Below are 19,236 nucleotides of genomic sequence, written 5' to 3' on the forward strand. Positions count from 1 at the left end.
GATATTCCGATCATCGCAGGTTCCGCTCTGGCCGCTATGGAAGGCCGCGATCCTGAAATCGGCGAGAACAAGATCCGCGAACTGATGGAAGCTGTCGACGCTTACATCCCCGAGCCCGAGCGTGCGATTGACCAGCCGTTCCTGATGCCGATCGAGGACGTGTTCTCGATTTCCGGTCGCGGGACTGTTGTGACCGGTCGTGTCGAGCGCGGTGTGATCAACGTGGGCGACGAGATCGAAATCGTTGGTATCAAAGACACCACGAAAACCACCTGTACCGGCGTTGAAATGTTCCGCAAACTGCTTGACCGCGGTGAAGCAGGCGACAACATCGGCGCGCTTCTGCGTGGTGTGGACCGTGACGGCGTTGAGCGCGGTCAGGTTCTGTGTAAGCCGGGCTCCGTGAACCCGCACACCAAGTTCGAAGCCGAGGTCTACATCCTGACCAAGGAAGAGGGTGGCCGTCACACGCCGTTCTTCGCGAACTACCGTCCGCAGTTCTACTTCCGGACCACTGACGTGACCGGCACCGTTGTTCTTCCTGAAGGCACGGAAATGGTTATGCCCGGCGACAACCTGAAGTTCACCGCCGAGCTGATCGCCCCGATCGCTATGGAAGAAGGCCTCCGCTTCGCTATCCGCGAAGGCGGCCGCACCGTTGGTTCGGGCGTTGTGTCCAAAATCATCGAATAATCAGCCTCGCTGATTAAGAGACGGAAGGGCCTCACGAAAGTGGGGCCCTTTTCTTTTTGATGCATAGATCAGGTGTTGTTTCGGTTTTCTGCCTGTCGGGTCGAAAACGTGCTTGCAAAGCGGGCTAGGCTTGTCTATCTCCACCCTCGGCCTTAGGGGTATAGCTCAGCTGGTAGAGCGACGGTCTCCAAAACCGTAGGTCGCGGGTTCGAACCCTGCTGCCCCTGCCAATTCTTCCGCACCATCCAAGGACGTCAGGCCGCAAAAATGGCGCGCGGCATGTTCCTTTGAGGGTCAAGGGTTGAAATCACGCCCGCGCTGGCGTACATGCGCCGAAACGAAAGTCAGGATCATAGCTATGGCCACGAAAACCAATCCGCTTCAGTTCATTCAGCAAGTGCGTGCTGAGGTGTCGAAAATCGTCTGGCCGACGCGCCGCGAAGTTATGTTGACCACTTTGATGGTCTTTATCATGGCGGCCCTTACGGCGACCTTCTTTTTTATCGTGGACCTTCTGATCCGCAACGGGCTGCAGAGCTTCCTCAACCTCTTCGGGTAAGCGCGTCTTTCAGTCCTGTTTCTGTTGAAAGCCTTCGCCATGCGCGGAGGCTTTGAGCGTTCGAGGGGCGGCTAAAGGGTTGAACTTAGGTCTGTGAACGTATAGAGCGGGCGCACTCTCACGAACGGGCGTGCAGCGATTCGAGTTGCGCGCCGCTTTATTGTTTCGGGGAGTGCGCGAAAGCGCTTGGAATTTAACGACATCCGGTCGCAATGGCCGGAAGAGATGAAAAGGCAAAGGCACCATGGCGAAGCGTTGGTATTCGGTGAGCGTTCTCTCGAACTTCGAGAAAAAAATCGCCGAAGCGATCAAGACGGCTGTGGAAGAAAAAGGCCTGCAGGACCAGATTGAAGAAGTGCTGGTGCCGACCGAAGAGGTCATCGAAGTGCGCCGGGGCAAAAAGGTGACGACCGAGCGTCGTTTCATGCCGGGCTATGTGCTTGTGCGTATGGAAATGACCGATCAGGGTTATCACCTCATCAATTCGATCAACCGCGTGACCGGCTTCCTCGGTTCTTTCGGCAAGCCGATGCCGATGCGTGATAGCGAAGTCGAAGCGATCCTTGGCCGTGTCAAGGAAGGCGCCGAGGCTGACGCGCCGCGCAACACCATCACCTTCGAGGTGGGCGAACAGGTCTCCGTGGCCGAGGGCGCTTTCGAGGGTTTCGACGGTATGGTCGAGGAAGTGGACGAGGCCAACCAGCGCCTCAAGGTGTCCGTCTCGATCTTTGGCCGGGCAACCCCGGTCGAACTGGAATTCACTCAGGTCAACAAGTCGGCCTGAGAGAGCGCCTGATCTTCGGGTCGGGCATCACTGTGGGAGGTGAGGGGCGCGCGCGTCATGAGCCAGACCACACAACGTAGTCGTCGCGGAACGCGTTTCGTGACAGTTGGAAAGGAAAGCCAATGGCTAAGAAACTCGCAGGTACGATGAAGCTGCAAGTGCCCGCCGGTCAAGCAAACCCGTCCCCCCCCGTGGGTCCGGCGCTCGGTCAGCGTGGTATCAACATTATGGAATTCTGTAAGGCGTTCAACGCCAAGACGCAGGATATGGAGCCCGGTGCGCCGTGCCCGACCGTGATCACCTATTACTCCGATAAATCCTTCTCGATGGATATCAAGACGCCGCCGGCTTCTTTTTACCTCAAGAAGGCTGCCGGTCTGAAGCCGGTTGGCAAGCGTAACCGTCCGAAGGGCGCTGCTCTGCCGGGTCGTGAGACCGTGGCATCCGTGACGGTCGCGCAGGTGCGCGAGATTGCCGAAGCCAAGATGAAAGATCTGAACGCCAACGACGTCGAAGGCGCAATGAAGATCATCGTCGGCTCCGCGAAATCTATGGGCATTGAGGTGAAGTAATGGCGAAACTTGGCAAACGTACCCGCACGGCTCGCGAAGCTTTCGCAGGCAAAGAGAACGTCACCGTCGAGGAAGCTGTTGAGCTGGTCAAAGCCAGCGCAAACGCAAAATTCGATGAAACCGTAGAAATCGCGCTGAACCTCGGTGTTGACCCCCGCCACGCTGACCAAATGGTTCGCGGCGTTGTGTCCCTGCCGAACGGCACGGGCAAATCCGTCCGCGTGGCTGTGTTCGCTCGTGGCCCGAAAGCCGACGAAGCGACAGCTGCCGGTGCGGATATCGTGGGCGCAGAAGACCTGATGGAAACCGTTCAGAACGGCACCATCGAGTTTGATCGCTGCATCGCGACTCCGGACATGATGCCGATCGTTGGTCGTCTGGGTAAGATCCTCGGCCCGCGCAACCTGATGCCGAACCCGAAGGTTGGCACTGTCACGATGGACGTCAAAGCCGCTGTTGAAGCTGCTAAAGGCGGCGAAGTGCAGTTCAAAGCCGAAAAAGCCGGTGTTGTGCACGCAGGCGTTGGTAAAGCCTCTTTTGATGCAGCCAAATTGGTCGAAAACATCCGCGCTTTCGTGGATGCGGTTCAAAAAGCCAAGCCGACCGGTGCCAAAGGCGCTTACATGCAGAAGGTCTCCGTGTCCTCCACAATGGGCCCGGGCGTTTCCATCTCCGTGGATTCTGCGACTGGCAACTAAGCCAGCGTATCGCGAATGCGATGCGCGTCGGGCGAAAAAGTGCATTTCGTAGAAATGCATGATCGCCTTTTCGCTTAGGATAAGAATTGAGGGGCGCTCCGTGAGGGGCGCCTTTTTCATTTGTGTTTGTTGTTTGTGCTCTGCGCCTCAGGATGCCATAATGACGAAGGCGAAAGTTGTGGAGCGCCTGACACCCCTTGCGCTTCCTCTTAATCCCCACTAAACCCCCTCATGCAGTCCAGCGTGCGATTCGTCGTGCGCTGTGTTGCGTTTCGTCCTAGACGGTGGGTGATCGGAGTTCTCCGGTCATAATTCCTGCCTGAGACGGGAAAGACGAGAAGTTTCTCCGCAGGCTAGACCTCGGGCGACTTTGGCGCAGCCCCGTAACGGACTTCGTGCCGGTTTAGACCGGTAGAATTGAGCCGGGAGGGGTGACCTTCCCATACTTGGAGTAAAACTGTGGATAGAGCACAAAAAGAAAAAATGGTCGAAGAGCTCGGCCAAATCTTTGACAGCTCTGGCGTCGTTGTGGTTGCCCACTACGAAGGTCTCACGGTTGCTGAAATGCAGGACCTGCGCGCGCGTATGCGTGAAGCTGGTGGGTCCGTCCGCGTTGCCAAGAACAAGCTCGCCAAAATCGCCCTCGACGGAAAGCCTTGCGAAAGCGTTGCTGAATTCCTGACGGGCATGACCGTTCTCACCTATTCGGAAGATCCTGTGGCTGCGGCCAAGGTTGCCGATGCCTATGCCAAAGATAACGAAAAATTCGTTATCCTCGGCGGTGCAATGGGTGAAAACGCTCTCGACGTTGACGGTGTGAAGGCCGTTGCGAAAATGCCGTCCCGCGAGGAGCTTATTGCTTCCATCGTTGGCTGCATTGGCGCACCTGCTTCGAACATCGCTGGCGCGATTGGCGCTCCTGCTTCGAACATCGCGAGCATCCTGTCTACGATCGAAGACAAGGCTGCTGCATAAGCAATTAGAGACCGGCGTGGTTGTAAACACACACGTTGGAACACATCTTAAACGAACGGAAACAGTACAATGGCTGATCTGAAGAAACTTGCAGAAGAGATTGTTGGTCTCACCCTTCTCGAAGCACAAGAACTGAAAACCATCCTCAAAGACGAGTATGGCATCGAGCCCGCCGCTGGCGGCGCAGTGATGGTTGCAGGCGCAGCAGACGCCGGTGGCGCAGCTGCTGAAGAAAAAACCGAATTTGACGTCGTCCTGAAAGACGCCGGCGGTTCCAAAATCAACGTCATCAAAGAAGTCCGCGGCCTCACCGGTCTGGGCCTCAAAGAAGCCAAAGAGCTTGTTGAAGCTGGCGGCAAAATCAAAGAAGGCGTCTCCAAAGACGAAGCCGAAGAAGTCAAAACCAAGCTGGAAGCAGCTGGCGCGACTGTCGAAGTGGCCTAATTGCCTTCGGTCCATTCGGACCACACAAAATAATGGCTGGACCCGAGGTTTCTCGGGTCCAGCTTAACCTGTCTTAGAAAGGGCCTTTGCAGCCGCGCTGCATTTCAAAGGTGTTTTCTCAGGAGAGGTTCAATGGTCGGGAGCTCCCTTTGGGACGGGAGCGGGAATAGACCGAATTTCTCTGTTTCGTCAGGGCACATCTGCCGGCGCCCAACGGTAGACGTCGCTCGCGAAAATTCGAAAGGTTTAGACGCTTATGGCATCGTCCTTCCTCGGCCAGAAACGGCTCCGCAAGTATTACGGCAAAATCCGCGAAGTGCTTGAAATGCCGAACCTCATTGAGGTTCAAAAATCTTCTTACGATCTCTTCTTGAATTCTGGTGACGCTCCCGAGCCGCTCGACGGCGAAGGCATCAAAGGCGTGTTCCAGTCGGTATTCCCGATCAAGGATTTCAACGAAACCGCTGTGCTGGAGTTCGTCAAATACGAACTCGAGACGCCGAAATATGACGTCGAGGAATGTCAGCAACGTGACATGACCTATTCCGCGCCGCTCAAAGTGACCCTGCGTCTCATCGTGTTTGATGTGGACGAGGACACCGGTGCGAAGTCTGTGAAAGACATCAAAGAGCAAGACGTGTTCATGGGCGACATGCCTCTGATGACACCGAACGGCACCTTTGTGGTGAACGGCACCGAGCGCGTGATCGTGTCTCAGATGCACCGTTCGCCGGGCGTGTTCTTCGACCACGACAAAGGCAAGACCCACTCTTCGGGTAAACTGCTGTTCGCCTGCCGCATCATTCCCTATCGCGGCTCCTGGCTCGATTTCGAATTTGACGCCAAGGACATCGTTTATGCCCGTATCGACCGTCGCCGCAAATTGCCGGTCACGACCCTGCTCTATGCGTTGGGTCTTGATCAGGAAGCGATCTGTGACGCCTATTACAACACCGTCGAATTCAAGCTCGAGAAGAACAAAGGTTGGGTGACCAAATTCTTCCCCGAGCGCGTGCGTGGCACACGTCCGACCTATGATCTCGTGGACGCTGCAACAGGTGAAGTGATCTGTAAAGCGGGCGACAAGATGACCCCGCGTGCGGTGAAGAAAATCATCGACGCCGGTGAAATCACCGAGCTGCTGGTGCCCTTCGAGCACATTATCGGCAAATTCGTCGCGAAAGACATCATCAACGAAGAAACCGGCGCAATCTATGTCGAGGCTGGCGATGAGCTGACCCTCGAAATGGACAAAGACGGTGACGTGATCGGTGGCTCCCTCAAAGAGCTTATGGATGCGGGTATCACCGACATTCCGGTTCTCGACATCGATGGCGTGAACGTTGGCCCCTACATCCGTAACACGATGGCGGCAGACAAGAACATGAACCGCGAAACCGCGCTCATGGACATCTACCGTGTCATGCGTCCGGGTGAGCCGCCGACCGTTGAAGCGGCATCCAACATGTTCGAAAGCCTGTTCTTCGACAGCGAGCGTTACGACCTCTCCGCTGTGGGTCGCGTGAAAATGAACATGCGTCTTGATCTGGATGCACCGGATACGCACCGCACATTGCGTCGCGAAGACATCGTTGCCTGTATCAAGGCGCTGGTCGAATTGCGTGATGGCAAAGGCGACGTGGACGACATCGACCACCTCGGCAACCGTCGTGTCCGCTCCGTCGGCGAATTGATGGAGAACCAGTATCGCGTTGGTCTTCTGCGTATGGAACGTGCGATCAAGGAGCGTATGTCCTCCGTCGAGATCGACACGGTCATGCCGCAGGATCTCATCAACGCGAAACCGGCCGCCGCTGCCGTGCGCGAATTCTTCGGCTCCTCGCAGCTGTCGCAGTTCATGGACCAAACCAACCCGCTTTCGGAAGTCACGCACAAGCGTCGTCTCTCCGCGCTTGGGCCGGGCGGTCTGACCCGTGAACGCGCAGGCTTTGAGGTTCGCGACGTGCACATCACGCACTACGGTCGTATGTGTCCGATTGAAACGCCGGAGGGGCCGAACATCGGTCTGATCAACTCGCTGGCGACCTTTGCCCGTGTCAACAAATACGGTTTCATCGAGACTCCGTATCGGAAAGTTGTCGACGGTCAGGTTACGGACGAAGTGCAATACATGTCCGCGACCGAAGAGATGCGTCACACGGTGGCTCAGGCCAACTCGACGCTCGACGAGGACAACAAATTCGTCAACGATCTCGTGTCTACCCGCCAGTCGGGCGAACACGCGCTGAACCCGCCGACGAATGTGGACCTTATCGACGTTTCGCCGAAGCAGCTGGTCTCCGTTGGTGCGGCGCTGATCCCCTACCTTGAAAACGACGATGCGAACCGCGCGCTTATGGGTGCGAACATGCAACGTCAGGCCGTGCCGCTTCTGCGTGCCGAGGCGCCGCTCGTCGGCACCGGTATGGAAGGCAAGGTCGCAATCGACTCCGGGGCGGCTATTCAGGCCAAACGCGCCGGGATCATTGACCAAGTGGACGCGACCCGCGTTGTGGTTCGTGCAACCTCCGATCTCGAACTGGGCGATGCCGGCGTGGACATCTATCGTCTGCGCAAGTTCCAGCGTTCGAACCAGAACACCTGTATCAACCAGCGTCCGCTGGTGAAGGTGGGTCAGAAAGTGGCCAAAGGCGAGGTGATCGCCGATGGTCCGTCGACCGATATGGGCGAACTGGCTCTGGGTAAAAACGTCATCGTCGCGTTTATGCCGTGGAACGGTTACAACTACGAAGACTCCATCCTGATCTCCGAGCGTATTGCGCGTGACGACGTCTTCACCTCGGTTCACATCGAGGAATTCGAAGTCGCCGCCCGTGATACGAAGCTCGGGCCGGAAGAAATCACCCGTGACATTCCGAACGTCGGCGAGGAAGCACTGCGCAACCTTGACGAAGCCGGTATCGTCTACATCGGTGCTCACGTCGAGCCGGGTGACATTCTCGTCGGTAAGATCACGCCGAAGGGCGAAAGCCCGATGACGCCGGAGGAAAAACTCCTGCGCGCCATCTTCGGTGAGAAAGCGTCCGATGTGCGTGACACGTCGCTGCGCGTGAAACCGGGTGACTACGGCACGGTCGTGGAAGTCCGCGTCTTCAACCGTCACGGCGTCGAGAAAGACGAGCGTTCGCTGCAAATCGAACGTGAGGAAATCGAACGTCTGGCACGTGACCGCGACGACGAGATGGCCATTCTGGACCGCAACATCTACGCGCGTCTGAAAGACCTGATCATGGGCAAAGTCATTGCCAAAGGCCCGAAAGGTGTCCGGACCGGCGTGACTGTGGACGAAGAGTTGCTGTCGCAACTGTCCAAAGGCCAGTGGTGGCAGATCGCCCTCGAAGACGAGGATTCTGCAACCATCGTCGAGGCTCTGAACGCCCAGTACGAGGCACAGAAACGTGCGCTTGAGCACCGTTTCGAAGACAAGGTCGAGAAAGTCCGTCGTGGCGACGACCTGCCGCCGGGTGTGATGAAAATGGTTAAAGTCTTCATCGCCGTGAAGCGTAAGCTTCAGCCGGGCGACAAGATGGCCGGTCGTCACGGGAACAAAGGTGTTATTTCGCGGGTTGTTCCGATGGAAGACATGCCGTTCCTCGAAGACGGGACACCTGTCGACTTCTGTCTCAACCCGCTGGGTGTGCCTTCGCGGATGAACGTTGGTCAGATCCTCGAGACGCACACCGGTTGGGCGTCCCGTGGTCTGGGTCTGCAAGTGGACGAGGCTCTGCAAGAGTATCGTCGTTCGGGCGATATGACGCCTGTTCGCGACGCTCTGAAGTTTGTCTATGGCGAAGAGGTCTATGACGAAGGCTTTGCGCCGATGGATGAGGCCGATCTTCTGGAAGCAGCAGGCAATGTCACCAAAGGTGTGCCGGTTGCGACCCCCGTCTTTGACGGTGCGAAAGAGGCCGACATCAATGATGCGTTGCGTCGCGCGGGCTTTGACACCTCCGGTCAATCCGTCCTGTACGATGGCCGCACGGGTGAACAGTTTGCCCGTAAGGTCACCGTCGGCATGAAATACCTGCTTAAACTGCACCACCTTGTGGACGACAAAATCCACGCCCGTTCCACGGGTCCGTACTCGCTCGTCACCCAGCAGCCGCTCGGTGGTAAGGCGCAGTTCGGTGGTCAGCGATTCGGGGAGATGGAGGTCTGGGCTCTGGAAGCCTATGGTGCCGCCTACACCTTGCAGGAAATGCTCACGGTCAAGTCGGATGACGTGGCTGGACGGGCGAAAGTCTACGAGTCGATCGTCAAGGGCGAAGACAACTTTGAAGCCGGCGTGCCGGAATCCTTCAATGTTCTTGTCAAAGAAGTCCGTGGCCTCGGCCTCAATATGGAACTCCTGGACTCGGAGGGCGAGGAGTAAGGGCTTCGGCCCTTCTTCTCCCTCCCTTTCCGAGACAATCTGAGGAACTCATAAGATGAACCAGGAACTCACAACCAACCCGTTCAACCCGCTGGCGCAGCCGTCGACCTTTGACGAGATCAAAGTCTCGCTCGCGTCGCCGGAACGCATCCTGTCGTGGTCCTACGGGGAAATCAAGAAACCGGAAACCATCAACTACCGGACATTCAAGCCGGAGCGTGATGGTCTTTTCTGTGCGCGTATCTTTGGCCCGATCAAAGATTATGAATGTCTTTGCGGCAAATACAAACGCATGAAATATCGCGGCGTTGTCTGCGAGAAATGTGGTGTTGAAGTTACGCTTCAGAAAGTGCGCCGCGAGCGCATGGGTCACATCGAACTGGCCGCGCCTGTCGCTCACATCTGGTTCCTGAAATCCCTGCCGAGCCGGATCGGCCTCATGCTCGACATGACGCTGCGTGATCTGGAACGCGTGCTCTATTTCGAAAACTACGTTGTGATCGAACCGGGCCTGACGGATCTCACCTACGGTCAGATGATGACCGAAGAAGAGTATATGGACGCTCAGGACATGTATGGCATGGACGCATTCGAGGCCGATATCGGCGCCGAAGCGATCCGTAAAATGCTCTCCAACATCGACCTTGAGTCCACCGCAGAACAGCTGCGTGAAGACCTCAAGGAAGCGACGGGCGAGCTGAAGCCGAAAAAGATCATCAAACGTCTGAAAATCGTCGAGTCCTTCCTCGAATCCGGCAACCGCCCGGAATGGATGATCATGACGGTGATCCCCGTGATCCCGCCAGAGCTGCGCCCGCTGGTGCCGCTCGATGGTGGCCGTTTCGCAACCTCCGATCTGAACGACCTTTACCGTCGTGTGATCAACCGGAACAACCGTCTCAAGCGTCTGATCGAACTGCGTGCGCCCGACATCATCGTGCGCAACGAAAAACGGATGCTGCAAGAATCCGTCGACGCCCTGTTCGACAACGGCCGTCGTGGCCGCGTCATCACCGGTGCGAACAAACGCCCGCTGAAGTCGCTCTCCGACATGCTCAAAGGTAAACAGGGTCGTTTCCGTCAGAACCTTTTGGGGAAACGCGTCGACTTCTCCGGCCGTTCGGTGATTGTGACCGGTCCGGAACTGAAGCTGCACCAATGTGGCCTGCCGAAGAAGATGGCGCTCGAACTGTTCAAGCCGTTCATCTATTCGCGGCTTGAAGCCAAGGGTCTGTCTTCGACCGTGAAACAGGCCAAGAAACTGGTGGAAAAAGAACGTCCGGAAGTCTGGGACATCCTCGACGAGGTGATTCGCGAACATCCGGTCATGCTCAACCGTGCGCCGACGCTTCACCGTCTCGGTATTCAGGCGTTTGAACCCACACTGATCGAAGGGAAAGCGATCCAGCTTCACCCGCTCGTCTGTTCTGCGTTCAACGCCGACTTTGACGGGGACCAAATGGCTGTTCACGTGCCGCTCTCTCTTGAGGCACAGCTCGAAGCTCGCGTTCTGATGATGTCCACGAACAACGTGCTGTCGCCTGCCAACGGCGCGCCGATCATCGTGCCGTCGCAGGATATGATCTTGGGCCTCTACTACATCACCATGCAGCGTGACGGGATGAAGGGCGAAGGCATGATCTTCTCCGACATCGAAGAGGTCGAATACGCGCTGAACGCTGGCGAAGTGCATCTGCACGCCAAAATCACCGCGCGGATCAAACAGATCGACGAGCACGGTCAAGAGGTTTGGGAACGTCACGAGACAACCCCCGGTCGCTTGCGCCTCGGCTCCCTTCTGCCGCTCAACGCAAAAGCGCCGTTCTCCTTGGTGAACCGGCTTCTGCGGAAGAAAGACGTGCAGCGTGTCATTGACACCGTCTACCGTTACTGCGGCCAGAAAGAGTCCGTGATCTTCTGTGACCAGATCATGTCTCTGGGCTTTAAAGAAGCGTTCAAAGCCGGGATTTCCTTCGGCAAGGACGACATGGTGATCCCGGACAACAAATGGAGTCTGGTGGACGCGACCCGCGATCAGGTGAAAGACTTTGAACAACAGTACATGGACGGCCTGATCACTCAGGGCGAGAAGTACAACAAAGTTGTCGATGCATGGGCCAAGTGTAACGACAAGGTCACCGAGGCGATGATGAACACCATCTCCGCCAAAAAGTACGACGAGAATGGCGCCGAAATGGAGCCGAACTCGGTTTACATGATGGCCCACTCCGGTGCGCGTGGTTCTGTGACGCAGATGAAACAGCTGGGCGGTATGCGCGGCTTGATGGCGAAACCTTCGGGCGAGATTATCGAAACGCCGATTATCTCGAACTTTAAAGAAGGTCTGACCGTGCTCGAGTACTTCAACTCGACCCACGGTGCCCGTAAGGGTCTGTCGGATACGGCTCTGAAAACCGCGAACTCCGGTTACCTGACCCGTCGTCTTGTCGACGTGGCACAGGACTGCATCGTGCGCGAAGTCGATTGTGGCACCGAACTTGCGATCACCGCCGAAGCGGCTGTGAACGACGGTGAGGTTGTGGCAACGCTGGCCGAGCGTATCCTTGGTCGTGTTTCCGCAGATGACGTCTTGCGTCCGGGCACTGACGAGGTGCTGGTCAGCAAGAACGAGCTGATCGACGAGCGCAAAGCCGATGCGATCGAAGCGGCAGGTGTTGCTTCCATGCGTATCCGCAGCCCGCTGACCTGTGAGGCCGAGGAAGGCGTCTGTGCCATGTGCTACGGTCGCGACCTTGCCCGCGGCACCATGGTCAACCAAGGCGAAGCGGTCGGTATCATCGCGGCCCAGTCCATTGGTGAGCCCGGCACACAGCTGACGATGCGGACCTTCCACATCGGCGGCGTGGCCCAAGGTGGTCAGCAGTCCTTCCAGGAAGCCAATCAGGAAGGCAAGATCGTCTTCCGCGAAGCCAACCTTCTGGAAAACCGTCATGGCGAGAAGATCGTCATGGGCCGGAACATGCAGATGGCGATTGTGGATGATAACGGCGTGGAACGCGCTTCGTTCAAGCTGGGTTATGGGACCAAGGTGTTTGTTGAAGAGGGCGCCACCATTTCCCGCGGCGACAAGCTGTTTGAATGGGATCCGTACACGCTTCCGATCATCGCGGAAAAAGCCGGTAAAGCCAAATTTGTCGACCTCATCTCGGGCCTGTCCGTGCGTGACGAGACCGATGATGCAACCGGCATGACCCAGAAAATCGTGACCGACTGGCGCTCTGTGCCGCGCGGTGGCGATCTGAAGCCTGAAGTCTTCATTCTGGGCGAAGACGGCGAGCCGGTGCGCAACGATGCAGGCAACCCTGTGGCCTATCTCATGTCTGTGGATGCCATTCTCTCTATCGAGGATGGTCAGGACATCGAGGCTGGTGACGTTGTGGCCCGTATCCCGCGTGAAGGTGCGAAGACCAAGGACATCACCGGTGGTCTGCCGCGTGTGGCCGAATTGTTCGAAGCCCGTCGTCCGAAAGACCACGCCATCATCGCAGAAGTTGATGGCTATGTGCGCTTCGGCAAGGACTACAAGAACAAGCGCCGCATCTCGATCGAACCGTCGGATGAGACCAAGGAAACCGTCGAATACATGGTGCCGAAAGGCAAACACATCCCTGTGGCTGAAGGCGACTTCATCCAGAAGGGTGAGTATATCATGGACGGTAACCCGGCACCGCACGACATCCTCTCCATTCTGGGTGTCGAGGCTCTGGCCGATTACATGATCGACGAGGTGCAGGAGGTCTATCGTCTGCAAGGCGTGAAGATCAACGACAAGCACATCGAAGTCATCGTGCGTCAGATGTTGCAGAAATGGGAAATCCTCGACTCCGGAGATACCACTCTGCTCAAAGGCGAAGCGGTCGATAAGGTCGAGTTCGAAGAAGCCAATGCGAAGGCGGAAGCCAAAGGCGGACGTCCGGCGAAAGGCCAGCCGATCCTCTTGGGGATCACCAAAGCCTCGCTGCAAACGCGGTCGTTCATCTCTGCGGCATCGTTCCAGGAGACCACCCGTGTGCTTACGGAGGCCTCTGTCCAAGGCAAACGCGACAAGCTGGTGGGTCTCAAAGAGAACATCATCGTGGGTCGCCTCATTCCGGCCGGTACCGGCGGTGCGACACAACGTGTCCGCCGTATCGCTCAGGAACGCGACAACGTGGTGATCGAAGAGGCACGCGCCGAGGCCGAAGCCGCTGCCCAACTCGCCGCTCCGGTGGTGGAAGCGGATACGGGTTTTGGCGACGACACGCTGGTTGTCGATACACCTGAAGGTTCCGACGACTAAGTCAGACCGATATGAATATGAAAGGCCCTGCGGAAACGCGGGGCCTTTTGATTTGCGGGGAATGCCGCAGGATCATTGTGGTGTTCTGGCGTGTCTCAGGCCTCTTGTGCCTTTGCCATGTGATGCTGCCAGCGCGGGTCGTCTTTGGCCTCGAACCCGTGTTTTTCCGCCAGCCGTTCGACATAATCCGCGCAGCACAGATGATGCAGGCGCAAGACATCGGGCAGGGCGGTGATCTCGGCATAGGTGGCGTCAAACCGTTCGGCATATTTCAGTGCGCTGTCGTCAAGCTCTTCGTTGCGGTTTTTGCCGTTGAAAAACGCTTCTGTGTATCGGTCCTTACCAGCCACGGTGGATTTGGTGCCCATCTTGAGTGCAAAGCTCTCCCGTGTCCGTGAGGCGTAGTGGTTAAGCTGGGCATAGTCATGGGTGATCCAGCGCGGCTGCGTCATCATCACGGGGTTTTCTTTCGGATGATAGCGGCGCATCGTCGCGCCATCACACCGTTTGAGCAGATTGGGCGCCGTGCCCCAATCATCCGCTCCGCGCCAGCCTTTGGGCGAGTGAACCCCCAGACGCCAGAAATGGCTTGGCCAGCGCACCAGCGTTTTGAAAAAGACGTTCCCCCTGTGCCGCCGCTCCGAAGCGCGGGTAAAGCGCCGATGGGTCAGCGCGTCCTCCCATCTGCTATGCCCCCCGTCACCGAAACAGCGCCAGTGCACGGCTATGCCGTGTGTCTGGTCCATGTCGAACGCGTCAAACAGGTCGTGCAGGAGGCCGTCGCCCCGATGGATCACCAGAAACTCGTCCACGTCGATATTGAACACCCATTCCGCCGCCCGAATGCGGGGATGCTTGGCCATGAGTTTCAACGTTGTGCGCTTCACAGGGCGGTCCGGCTCCGGCGTGTAGGGCACGGCGGTCAGTATGCCGGCCTCGTCAAGCGCCATTAGAAGTTCGGGCGAGTGGTCGGTGCAGTCGTTGTAAAAGACGACAAGGTGATCGAAGCCCAGCATGAGATACCATGCGACCCATTCCAGAATGAACGGCCCTTCGTTGCGCATGGTTGTAACGACGAGTCGTTCATTCATATGTTGCACCTGTCCTGCACTAATGACGCGTGAGCCTTCGACAATCCGTTTCTATCTCACATGAATTTCGAAAGGATTTATGCACGCAAGGTTTTTCAGGGCAAGACAAAGACGAAGCCTCTTTCCGAAGAAGAAAAGCGATGATAGCGGGACAGGGAAGGGGGCGCAGCATGTTCAATCTTTTGTCGAAATTGCCGGACAACACCCGCGGGGCTGTGATCATGTCGCTGTCCATGGCGGCTTTTACCACGAACGACAGTTTCATGAAGGGGGCCTTGGCCGAGGTGCCGCTGTTTCAGGGGCTGTTTCTTCGAGCCAGTCTGAACATTGTGATGCTGTTTGTTGTGCTTGTGCCCCTCATGGGGCCGGTGCGGCTGGATCTTCCACGCAAGGATTGGGTGATGATCGGGATACGGTCCTGTGCCGAGATCGGTGCGGCGCTGTGCTTTATGACTGCGGTCAGCAACATGCCCTTGGCCAATGCCACGGCGATCATGCAGACGCTCCCGCTTTCGATCACCATTGCGGGCTGGCTCCTGTTCCGCGATCCTCTGGGCTGGCGGCGTATGGTGGCGATTGTGATCGGCTTTTTCGGAGTGCTCATGATCGTGCAGCCCGGCACAGACGGTTTCAGCGGCTATGCGCTCTTTGCGGTTCTGGCCATGCTGTGCGTGACCTTGCGCGATATTATCGTGCGCAAGATCGACCATTCCGTGCCTACGACCACCGTGACCCTTGGCGCAATCCTAGCGGTGTGGGTGGCGTCGGGGCTTTTGTCGATCGGGCAGGGGTGGGAGCCGGTCTCCGTCAAAGCATGGGCGCAGATCACTGGTTCTGCGGCGTTTCTGATCGTGGCCTATGTGACCTCGGTGGCTGTGATGCGGGTGGGAGAGATGTCCTTTGTCTCGCCGTTTCGCTATACGGCGTTGGTCTGGGCGCTGTTGATCGGCTTGTTTGCCTTTGGGGAATGGCCCAACGCACTGGCCTTCGCAGGAGCCGGAATCATCGCGGGAACGGGCATCTATACGGTCCTGCGCGAGGCCGCTCTGCGACGTCGCACAGCAGCAAATCCGACGCGATAAACCCGTTGACAGGGGGATTGTGAAAGCCATACGAGGTCAAGGCGTTACACGGCGCTCGCCCGACTTTCGGGCTTGCGGTTTCCCGACCAAGGCTTTCCGGCTCACAAACGGGCGCGGAGTGTTGACAAGCCCCCCGACTCTCCATATACGGCCACCCATCCGGCATAGGGGACGTCCCTATCTCGCCGACTTCTAAATCGTAGTGATCAAGACCCGAGCAATTTGAGGCGCTCTGGTCCTCTGGGAACTCACCGCGTCGTTCACCTCGGAATGGGAACGATTGCGGGTTTTCGTGTTATGCGGACGCGTGTGGCACATCGACATCGTAATCGCCCCGGCAGGGCCGTCAGGTCGCCACCGAGGTTCATCTAGTTAGGAAACGGGAAAGCACCCTATGCCAACGATTCAGCAGCTGATCCGCAAACCGCGTCAGCCCAAACGTAAGGTTTCCAAGTCCCAACACTTGGAGCAATGCCCTCAGAAGCGCGGTGTTTGTACGCGCGTCTACACCACGACCCCGAAGAAACCGAACTCCGCTATGCGGAAAGTCGCCAAAGTGCGTCTGACCAATGGTTTCGAGGTCATCTCTTACATCCCCGGTGAAAGCCACAACCTTCAGGAACACTCCGTGGTTCTGATCCGTGGCGGCCGTGTGAAAGACCTTCCGGGTGTCCGTTACCACATCCTGCGCGGTGTTCTGGATACCCAGGGCGTCAAAGACCGTAAACAGCGTCGTTCGAAATACGGCGCTAAGCGTCCTAAATAAGGAGATCACGGAATGTCCCGTCGTCACGCCGCTGAGAAGCGCGAAGTCCTGCCCGACGCCAAATATGGCGATCGCGTGCTGACCAAATTCATGAACAACCTGATGATCGATGGCAAAAAATCTGCCGCCGAGAAAATTGTCTACAACGCGCTGACCCGCGTCGAAGACAAGCTGAAAAAAGCTCCGGTTGAAGTGTTCCACGAAGCCCTCGACAATGTGAAACCCTCTGTTGAGGTGCGTTCCCGTCGTGTGGGTGGTGCAACCTACCAGGTGCCTGTTGAAGTGCGCGTCGAACGTCGCGAAGCTCTGGCAATCCGCTGGCTGATCTCCGCATCGCGCGCTCGCAACGAGAACACGATGGAAGAACGTCTTGCCGGTGAGCTGCTTGACGCAGTAAACGGTCGTGGCGCTGCTGTGAAAAAGCGCGAAGACACCCACAAAATGGCCGACGCCAACAAAGCGTTCAGCCATTACCGCTGGTAACTCAACTCAGGCCCTTAGGACCGAACACCAATGGCACGCGAATTTCCCCTCGACCGATACCGCAACTTCGGTATCATGGCGCACATCGACGCAGGTAAAACCACCTGTTCCGAGCGCATCCTCTTCTACACCGGCAAGTCCCACAACATTGGTGAGGTGCACGATGGTGCAGCCACCATGGACTGGATGGAGCAGGAGCAGGAACGCGGTATCACCATCACTTCGGCTGCGACGACCACTTTCTGGGAACGCACCGAAGATGGCGTAACCGCCGAAACACCGAAGCACCGGATGAACATCATCGACACCCCCGGTCACGTGGACTTCACCATCGAGGTGGAACGTTCGCTTGCCGTGCTCGACGGTGCCGTGGCTGTTCTTGACGCCAACGCCGGCGTTGAGCCGCAAACCGAAACCGTGTGGCGTCAGGCTGACCGCTACAAGGTTCCGCGTATTGTGTTCGTTAACAAGATGGACAAAATCGGTGCCGACTTCTTCAACTGTGTGAACATGATTGAAGACCGCACCGGTGCGCGTGCCATTCCCGTCGGCATCCCGATTGGTGCGGAAACCGAGCTTGAGGGCCTGATTGACCTCGTCACCATGGAAGAGTGGCTGTGGCAGGGTGAAGACCTTGGTGCATCCTGGATCAAAGCTCCGATCCGCGACTCTCTCAAGGATATGGCCGAAGAGTGGCGTGGTAAGATGATCGAAGCCGCCGTCGAAGAAGACGACGACGCGATGATGGAGTACCTCGAAGGCAACGAACCCGATGTGCCGACGCTCCGTGCGCTTCTGCGCAAAGGGACGCTGGCTCTGCATTTTGTTCCGGTCCTTGGTGGTTCCGCGTTCAAAAACAAAGGCGTTCAGTCCCTGCTCAACGCTGTGATCGACTACCTGCCGAGCCCGCTCGACGTTGTTGATTACATGGGCTTCAAACCGGGCGACGAAACGGAAACCCGTGACATCCCGCGTCGTGCGGATGATGACATGGCCTTCTCCGGTCTGGCGTTCAAAATCATGAACGACCCGTTTGTGGGTTCCTTGACCTTCACCCGGATCTACTCCGGTGTGTTGAAAAAAGGCGACACCATCCTGAACTCCACCAAAGGTAAGAAAGAGCGCGTCGGTCGTATGATGATGATGCACTCCAACAACCGTGAGGAGATCGAAGAAGCGTTTGCAGGCGACATCATCGCGCTTGCAGGTCTCAAAGACACCACCACCGGCGACACGCTCTGTGACGTCAAGGAACCGGTTGTCCTCGAAACCATGACCTTCCCCGATCCGGTGATCGAGATTGCTGTCGAGCCGAAGACCAAAGGCGACCAGGAAAAAATGTCCGCAGGTCTGGCACGTCTTGCTGCCGAAGACCCGTCCTTCCGCGTCGAAACCGACCTCGAGTCCGGTCAGACCATCATGAAGGGCATGGGCGAGCTTCACCTCGACATTCTCGTCGATCGTCTGAAGCGCGAATTCAAGGTCGAAGCCAACATTGGTGCGCCGCAGGTGGCTTATCGTGAGACGATTTCTCACGAAGTCGAGCACACCTACACCCACAAGAAACAGTCGGGTGGTTCGGGTCAGTTCGCCGAGGTGAAAATGATCATCTCTCCGACAGAGCCGGGCGAAGGTTACTCCTTTGAATCCAAGATTGTTGGTGGTGCGGTTCCGAAAGAATACATCCCGGGTGTCGAAAAAGGCATCAACTCGGTGATGGACTCCGGTCCGCTCGCAGGCTTCCCTGTGATCGACTTCAAAGTGGCCCTCATCGACGGTAAGTTCCACGACGTGGACTCCTCCGTCCTCGCCTTCGAAATTGCAGCACGTATGTGTATGCGCGAAGGGATGAAGAAAGCCGGCGCGAAACTGCTCGAGCCGATCATGAAAGTCGAAGTGATCACGCCGGAAGAATACACCGGCGGTATCATTGGCGATCTGACCTCCCGTCGCGGGCAGGTTCAGGGTCAGGACACTCGCGGCAACGCGATTGCCATCGACGCTTTCGTGCCGCTGGCCAACATGTTCGGCTACATCAACACACTGCGTTCCATGTCTTCGGGCCGTGCGCAGTTTACGATGCAGTTCGATCACTACGAAGCTGTGCCTTCGAACATCTCGGAAGAAATTCAGGCCAAATTCGCGTAAGCGGGGCCAGAACCCAACACGGGGGTCAGGGCGACCTGATCCCCAAACAGAATGAAACAGGAGGCCATCATGGCTAAGGAAAAGTTTGAGCGTTCGAAACCGCACGTGAACATCGGGACCATTGGTCACGTTGACCACGGTAAGACCACGTTGACCGCTGCGATCACGAAATACTTCGGTGATTTTCAGGCATACGACCAAATCGACGGCGCGCCGGAAGAGAAAGCTCGCGGGATCACGATTTCGAC

Annotated in this window: 15 protein-coding genes and 1 tRNA gene; 15 read left to right on the top strand and 1 reads right to left on the bottom strand. The window is 57.2% G+C overall.

The genetic code is table 11. The features are described 5' to 3' along the window. From KO492_RS00175 to rpoC, 10 genes are all read left to right on the top strand, one after another. The coding region (locus tag KO492_RS00175) for an EF-Tu/IF-2/RF-3 family GTPase (RefSeq protein WP_252735150.1) at positions 1–693 on the top strand (693 nt) is incomplete at its 5' end. Between the two features lie 154 nt (positions 694–847). Then, a tRNA-Trp gene (locus tag KO492_RS00180) sits at positions 848–923 on the top strand. A 128-nt stretch (positions 924–1,051) separates the two neighbouring features. Continuing rightward, positions 1,052–1,252 carry a preprotein translocase subunit SecE gene (gene secE / locus KO492_RS00185; RefSeq protein WP_066607389.1) on the top strand — a complete coding sequence of 67 codons (201 nt, stop codon included), beginning with the start codon at positions 1,052–1,054 and terminating at the stop codon, positions 1,250–1,252. A 244-nt stretch (positions 1,253–1,496) separates the two neighbouring features. After that, positions 1,497–2,036, top strand: a complete 540-nt coding sequence (nusG, locus tag KO492_RS00190; protein ID WP_066607391.1) for a transcription termination/antitermination protein NusG — start codon at positions 1,497–1,499, stop codon at positions 2,034–2,036. 122 nt (positions 2,037–2,158) lie between these two features. Continuing rightward, positions 2,159–2,608: a 50S ribosomal protein L11 gene (gene rplK / locus KO492_RS00195; RefSeq protein ID WP_216043131.1), complete on the top strand. Its 450-nt coding sequence runs from the start codon at positions 2,159–2,161 to the stop codon at positions 2,606–2,608. Continuing rightward, on the top strand, positions 2,608–3,306 hold the full coding sequence (gene rplA / locus KO492_RS00200) for a 50S ribosomal protein L1 (protein ID WP_216043132.1): 699 nt from the start codon (positions 2,608–2,610) through the stop codon (positions 3,304–3,306). The genes rplK and rplA overlap by 1 nt, the downstream gene beginning before the upstream one ends. 459 nt (positions 3,307–3,765) lie before the next feature. After that, positions 3,766–4,281, top strand: a complete 516-nt coding sequence (gene rplJ, locus KO492_RS00205) for a 50S ribosomal protein L10 (protein ID WP_066607407.1) — start codon at positions 3,766–3,768, stop codon at positions 4,279–4,281. A gap of 69 nt (positions 4,282–4,350) precedes the next feature. Beyond that, entirely contained in the window at positions 4,351–4,725 is a 375-nt protein-coding gene (gene rplL / locus KO492_RS00210) for a 50S ribosomal protein L7/L12 (protein WP_066607410.1), read from the top strand. Between the two features lie 256 nt (positions 4,726–4,981). Continuing rightward, positions 4,982–9,118, top strand: a complete 4,137-nt coding sequence (gene rpoB / locus KO492_RS00215; RefSeq protein ID WP_216043133.1) for a DNA-directed RNA polymerase subunit beta — start codon at positions 4,982–4,984, stop codon at positions 9,116–9,118. A gap of 55 nt (positions 9,119–9,173) precedes the next feature. Continuing rightward, on the top strand, positions 9,174–13,418 hold the full coding sequence (rpoC, locus tag KO492_RS00220) for a DNA-directed RNA polymerase subunit beta' (protein ID WP_216043134.1): 4,245 nt from the start codon (positions 9,174–9,176) through the stop codon (positions 13,416–13,418). A gap of 95 nt (positions 13,419–13,513) precedes the next feature. On the opposite strand, the gene KO492_RS00225 is transcribed toward rpoC, so the two are convergent. Next, the gene (locus tag KO492_RS00225) at positions 13,514–14,509 is read right to left on the bottom strand and encodes a glycosyltransferase family 2 protein (RefSeq protein ID WP_216043135.1); all 996 of its coding nucleotides are present in this window, start codon (positions 14,507–14,509) and stop codon (positions 13,514–13,516) included. Between the two features lie 170 nt (positions 14,510–14,679). Here KO492_RS00225 and KO492_RS00230 point away from each other — a divergent pair, with 170 nt between their 5' ends. The 5 genes from KO492_RS00230 to KO492_RS00250 form a co-directional block, all read left to right on the top strand. Next, positions 14,680–15,591 carry a DMT family transporter gene (locus KO492_RS00230; protein WP_252735152.1) on the top strand — a complete coding sequence of 304 codons (912 nt, stop codon included), beginning with the start codon at positions 14,680–14,682 and terminating at the stop codon, positions 15,589–15,591. Between the two features lie 394 nt (positions 15,592–15,985). Further along, positions 15,986–16,357 (top strand): 30S ribosomal protein S12, encoded by a 372-nt coding sequence (gene rpsL / locus KO492_RS00235; RefSeq protein ID WP_008204009.1) that lies wholly within the window; start codon positions 15,986–15,988, stop codon positions 16,355–16,357. A gap of 12 nt (positions 16,358–16,369) precedes the next feature. Further along, a complete protein-coding gene (rpsG, locus tag KO492_RS00240; RefSeq protein WP_066607432.1) occupies positions 16,370–16,840 on the top strand; it encodes a 30S ribosomal protein S7 in 471 nt (156 codons plus the stop codon). A 30-nt stretch (positions 16,841–16,870) separates the two neighbouring features. Beyond that, a complete protein-coding gene (gene fusA / locus KO492_RS00245; RefSeq protein ID WP_216043136.1) occupies positions 16,871–18,988 on the top strand; it encodes an elongation factor G in 2,118 nt (705 codons plus the stop codon). 69 nt (positions 18,989–19,057) lie between these two features. Next, the coding region (locus KO492_RS00250; RefSeq protein WP_252735153.1) for a GTP-binding protein at positions 19,058–19,236 on the top strand (179 nt) is incomplete at its 3' end.

The sequence above is a fragment of the Celeribacter halophilus genome (assembly GCF_018860305.1).
Lineage (GTDB): Bacteria > Pseudomonadota > Alphaproteobacteria > Rhodobacterales > Rhodobacteraceae > Celeribacter > Celeribacter halophilus_A.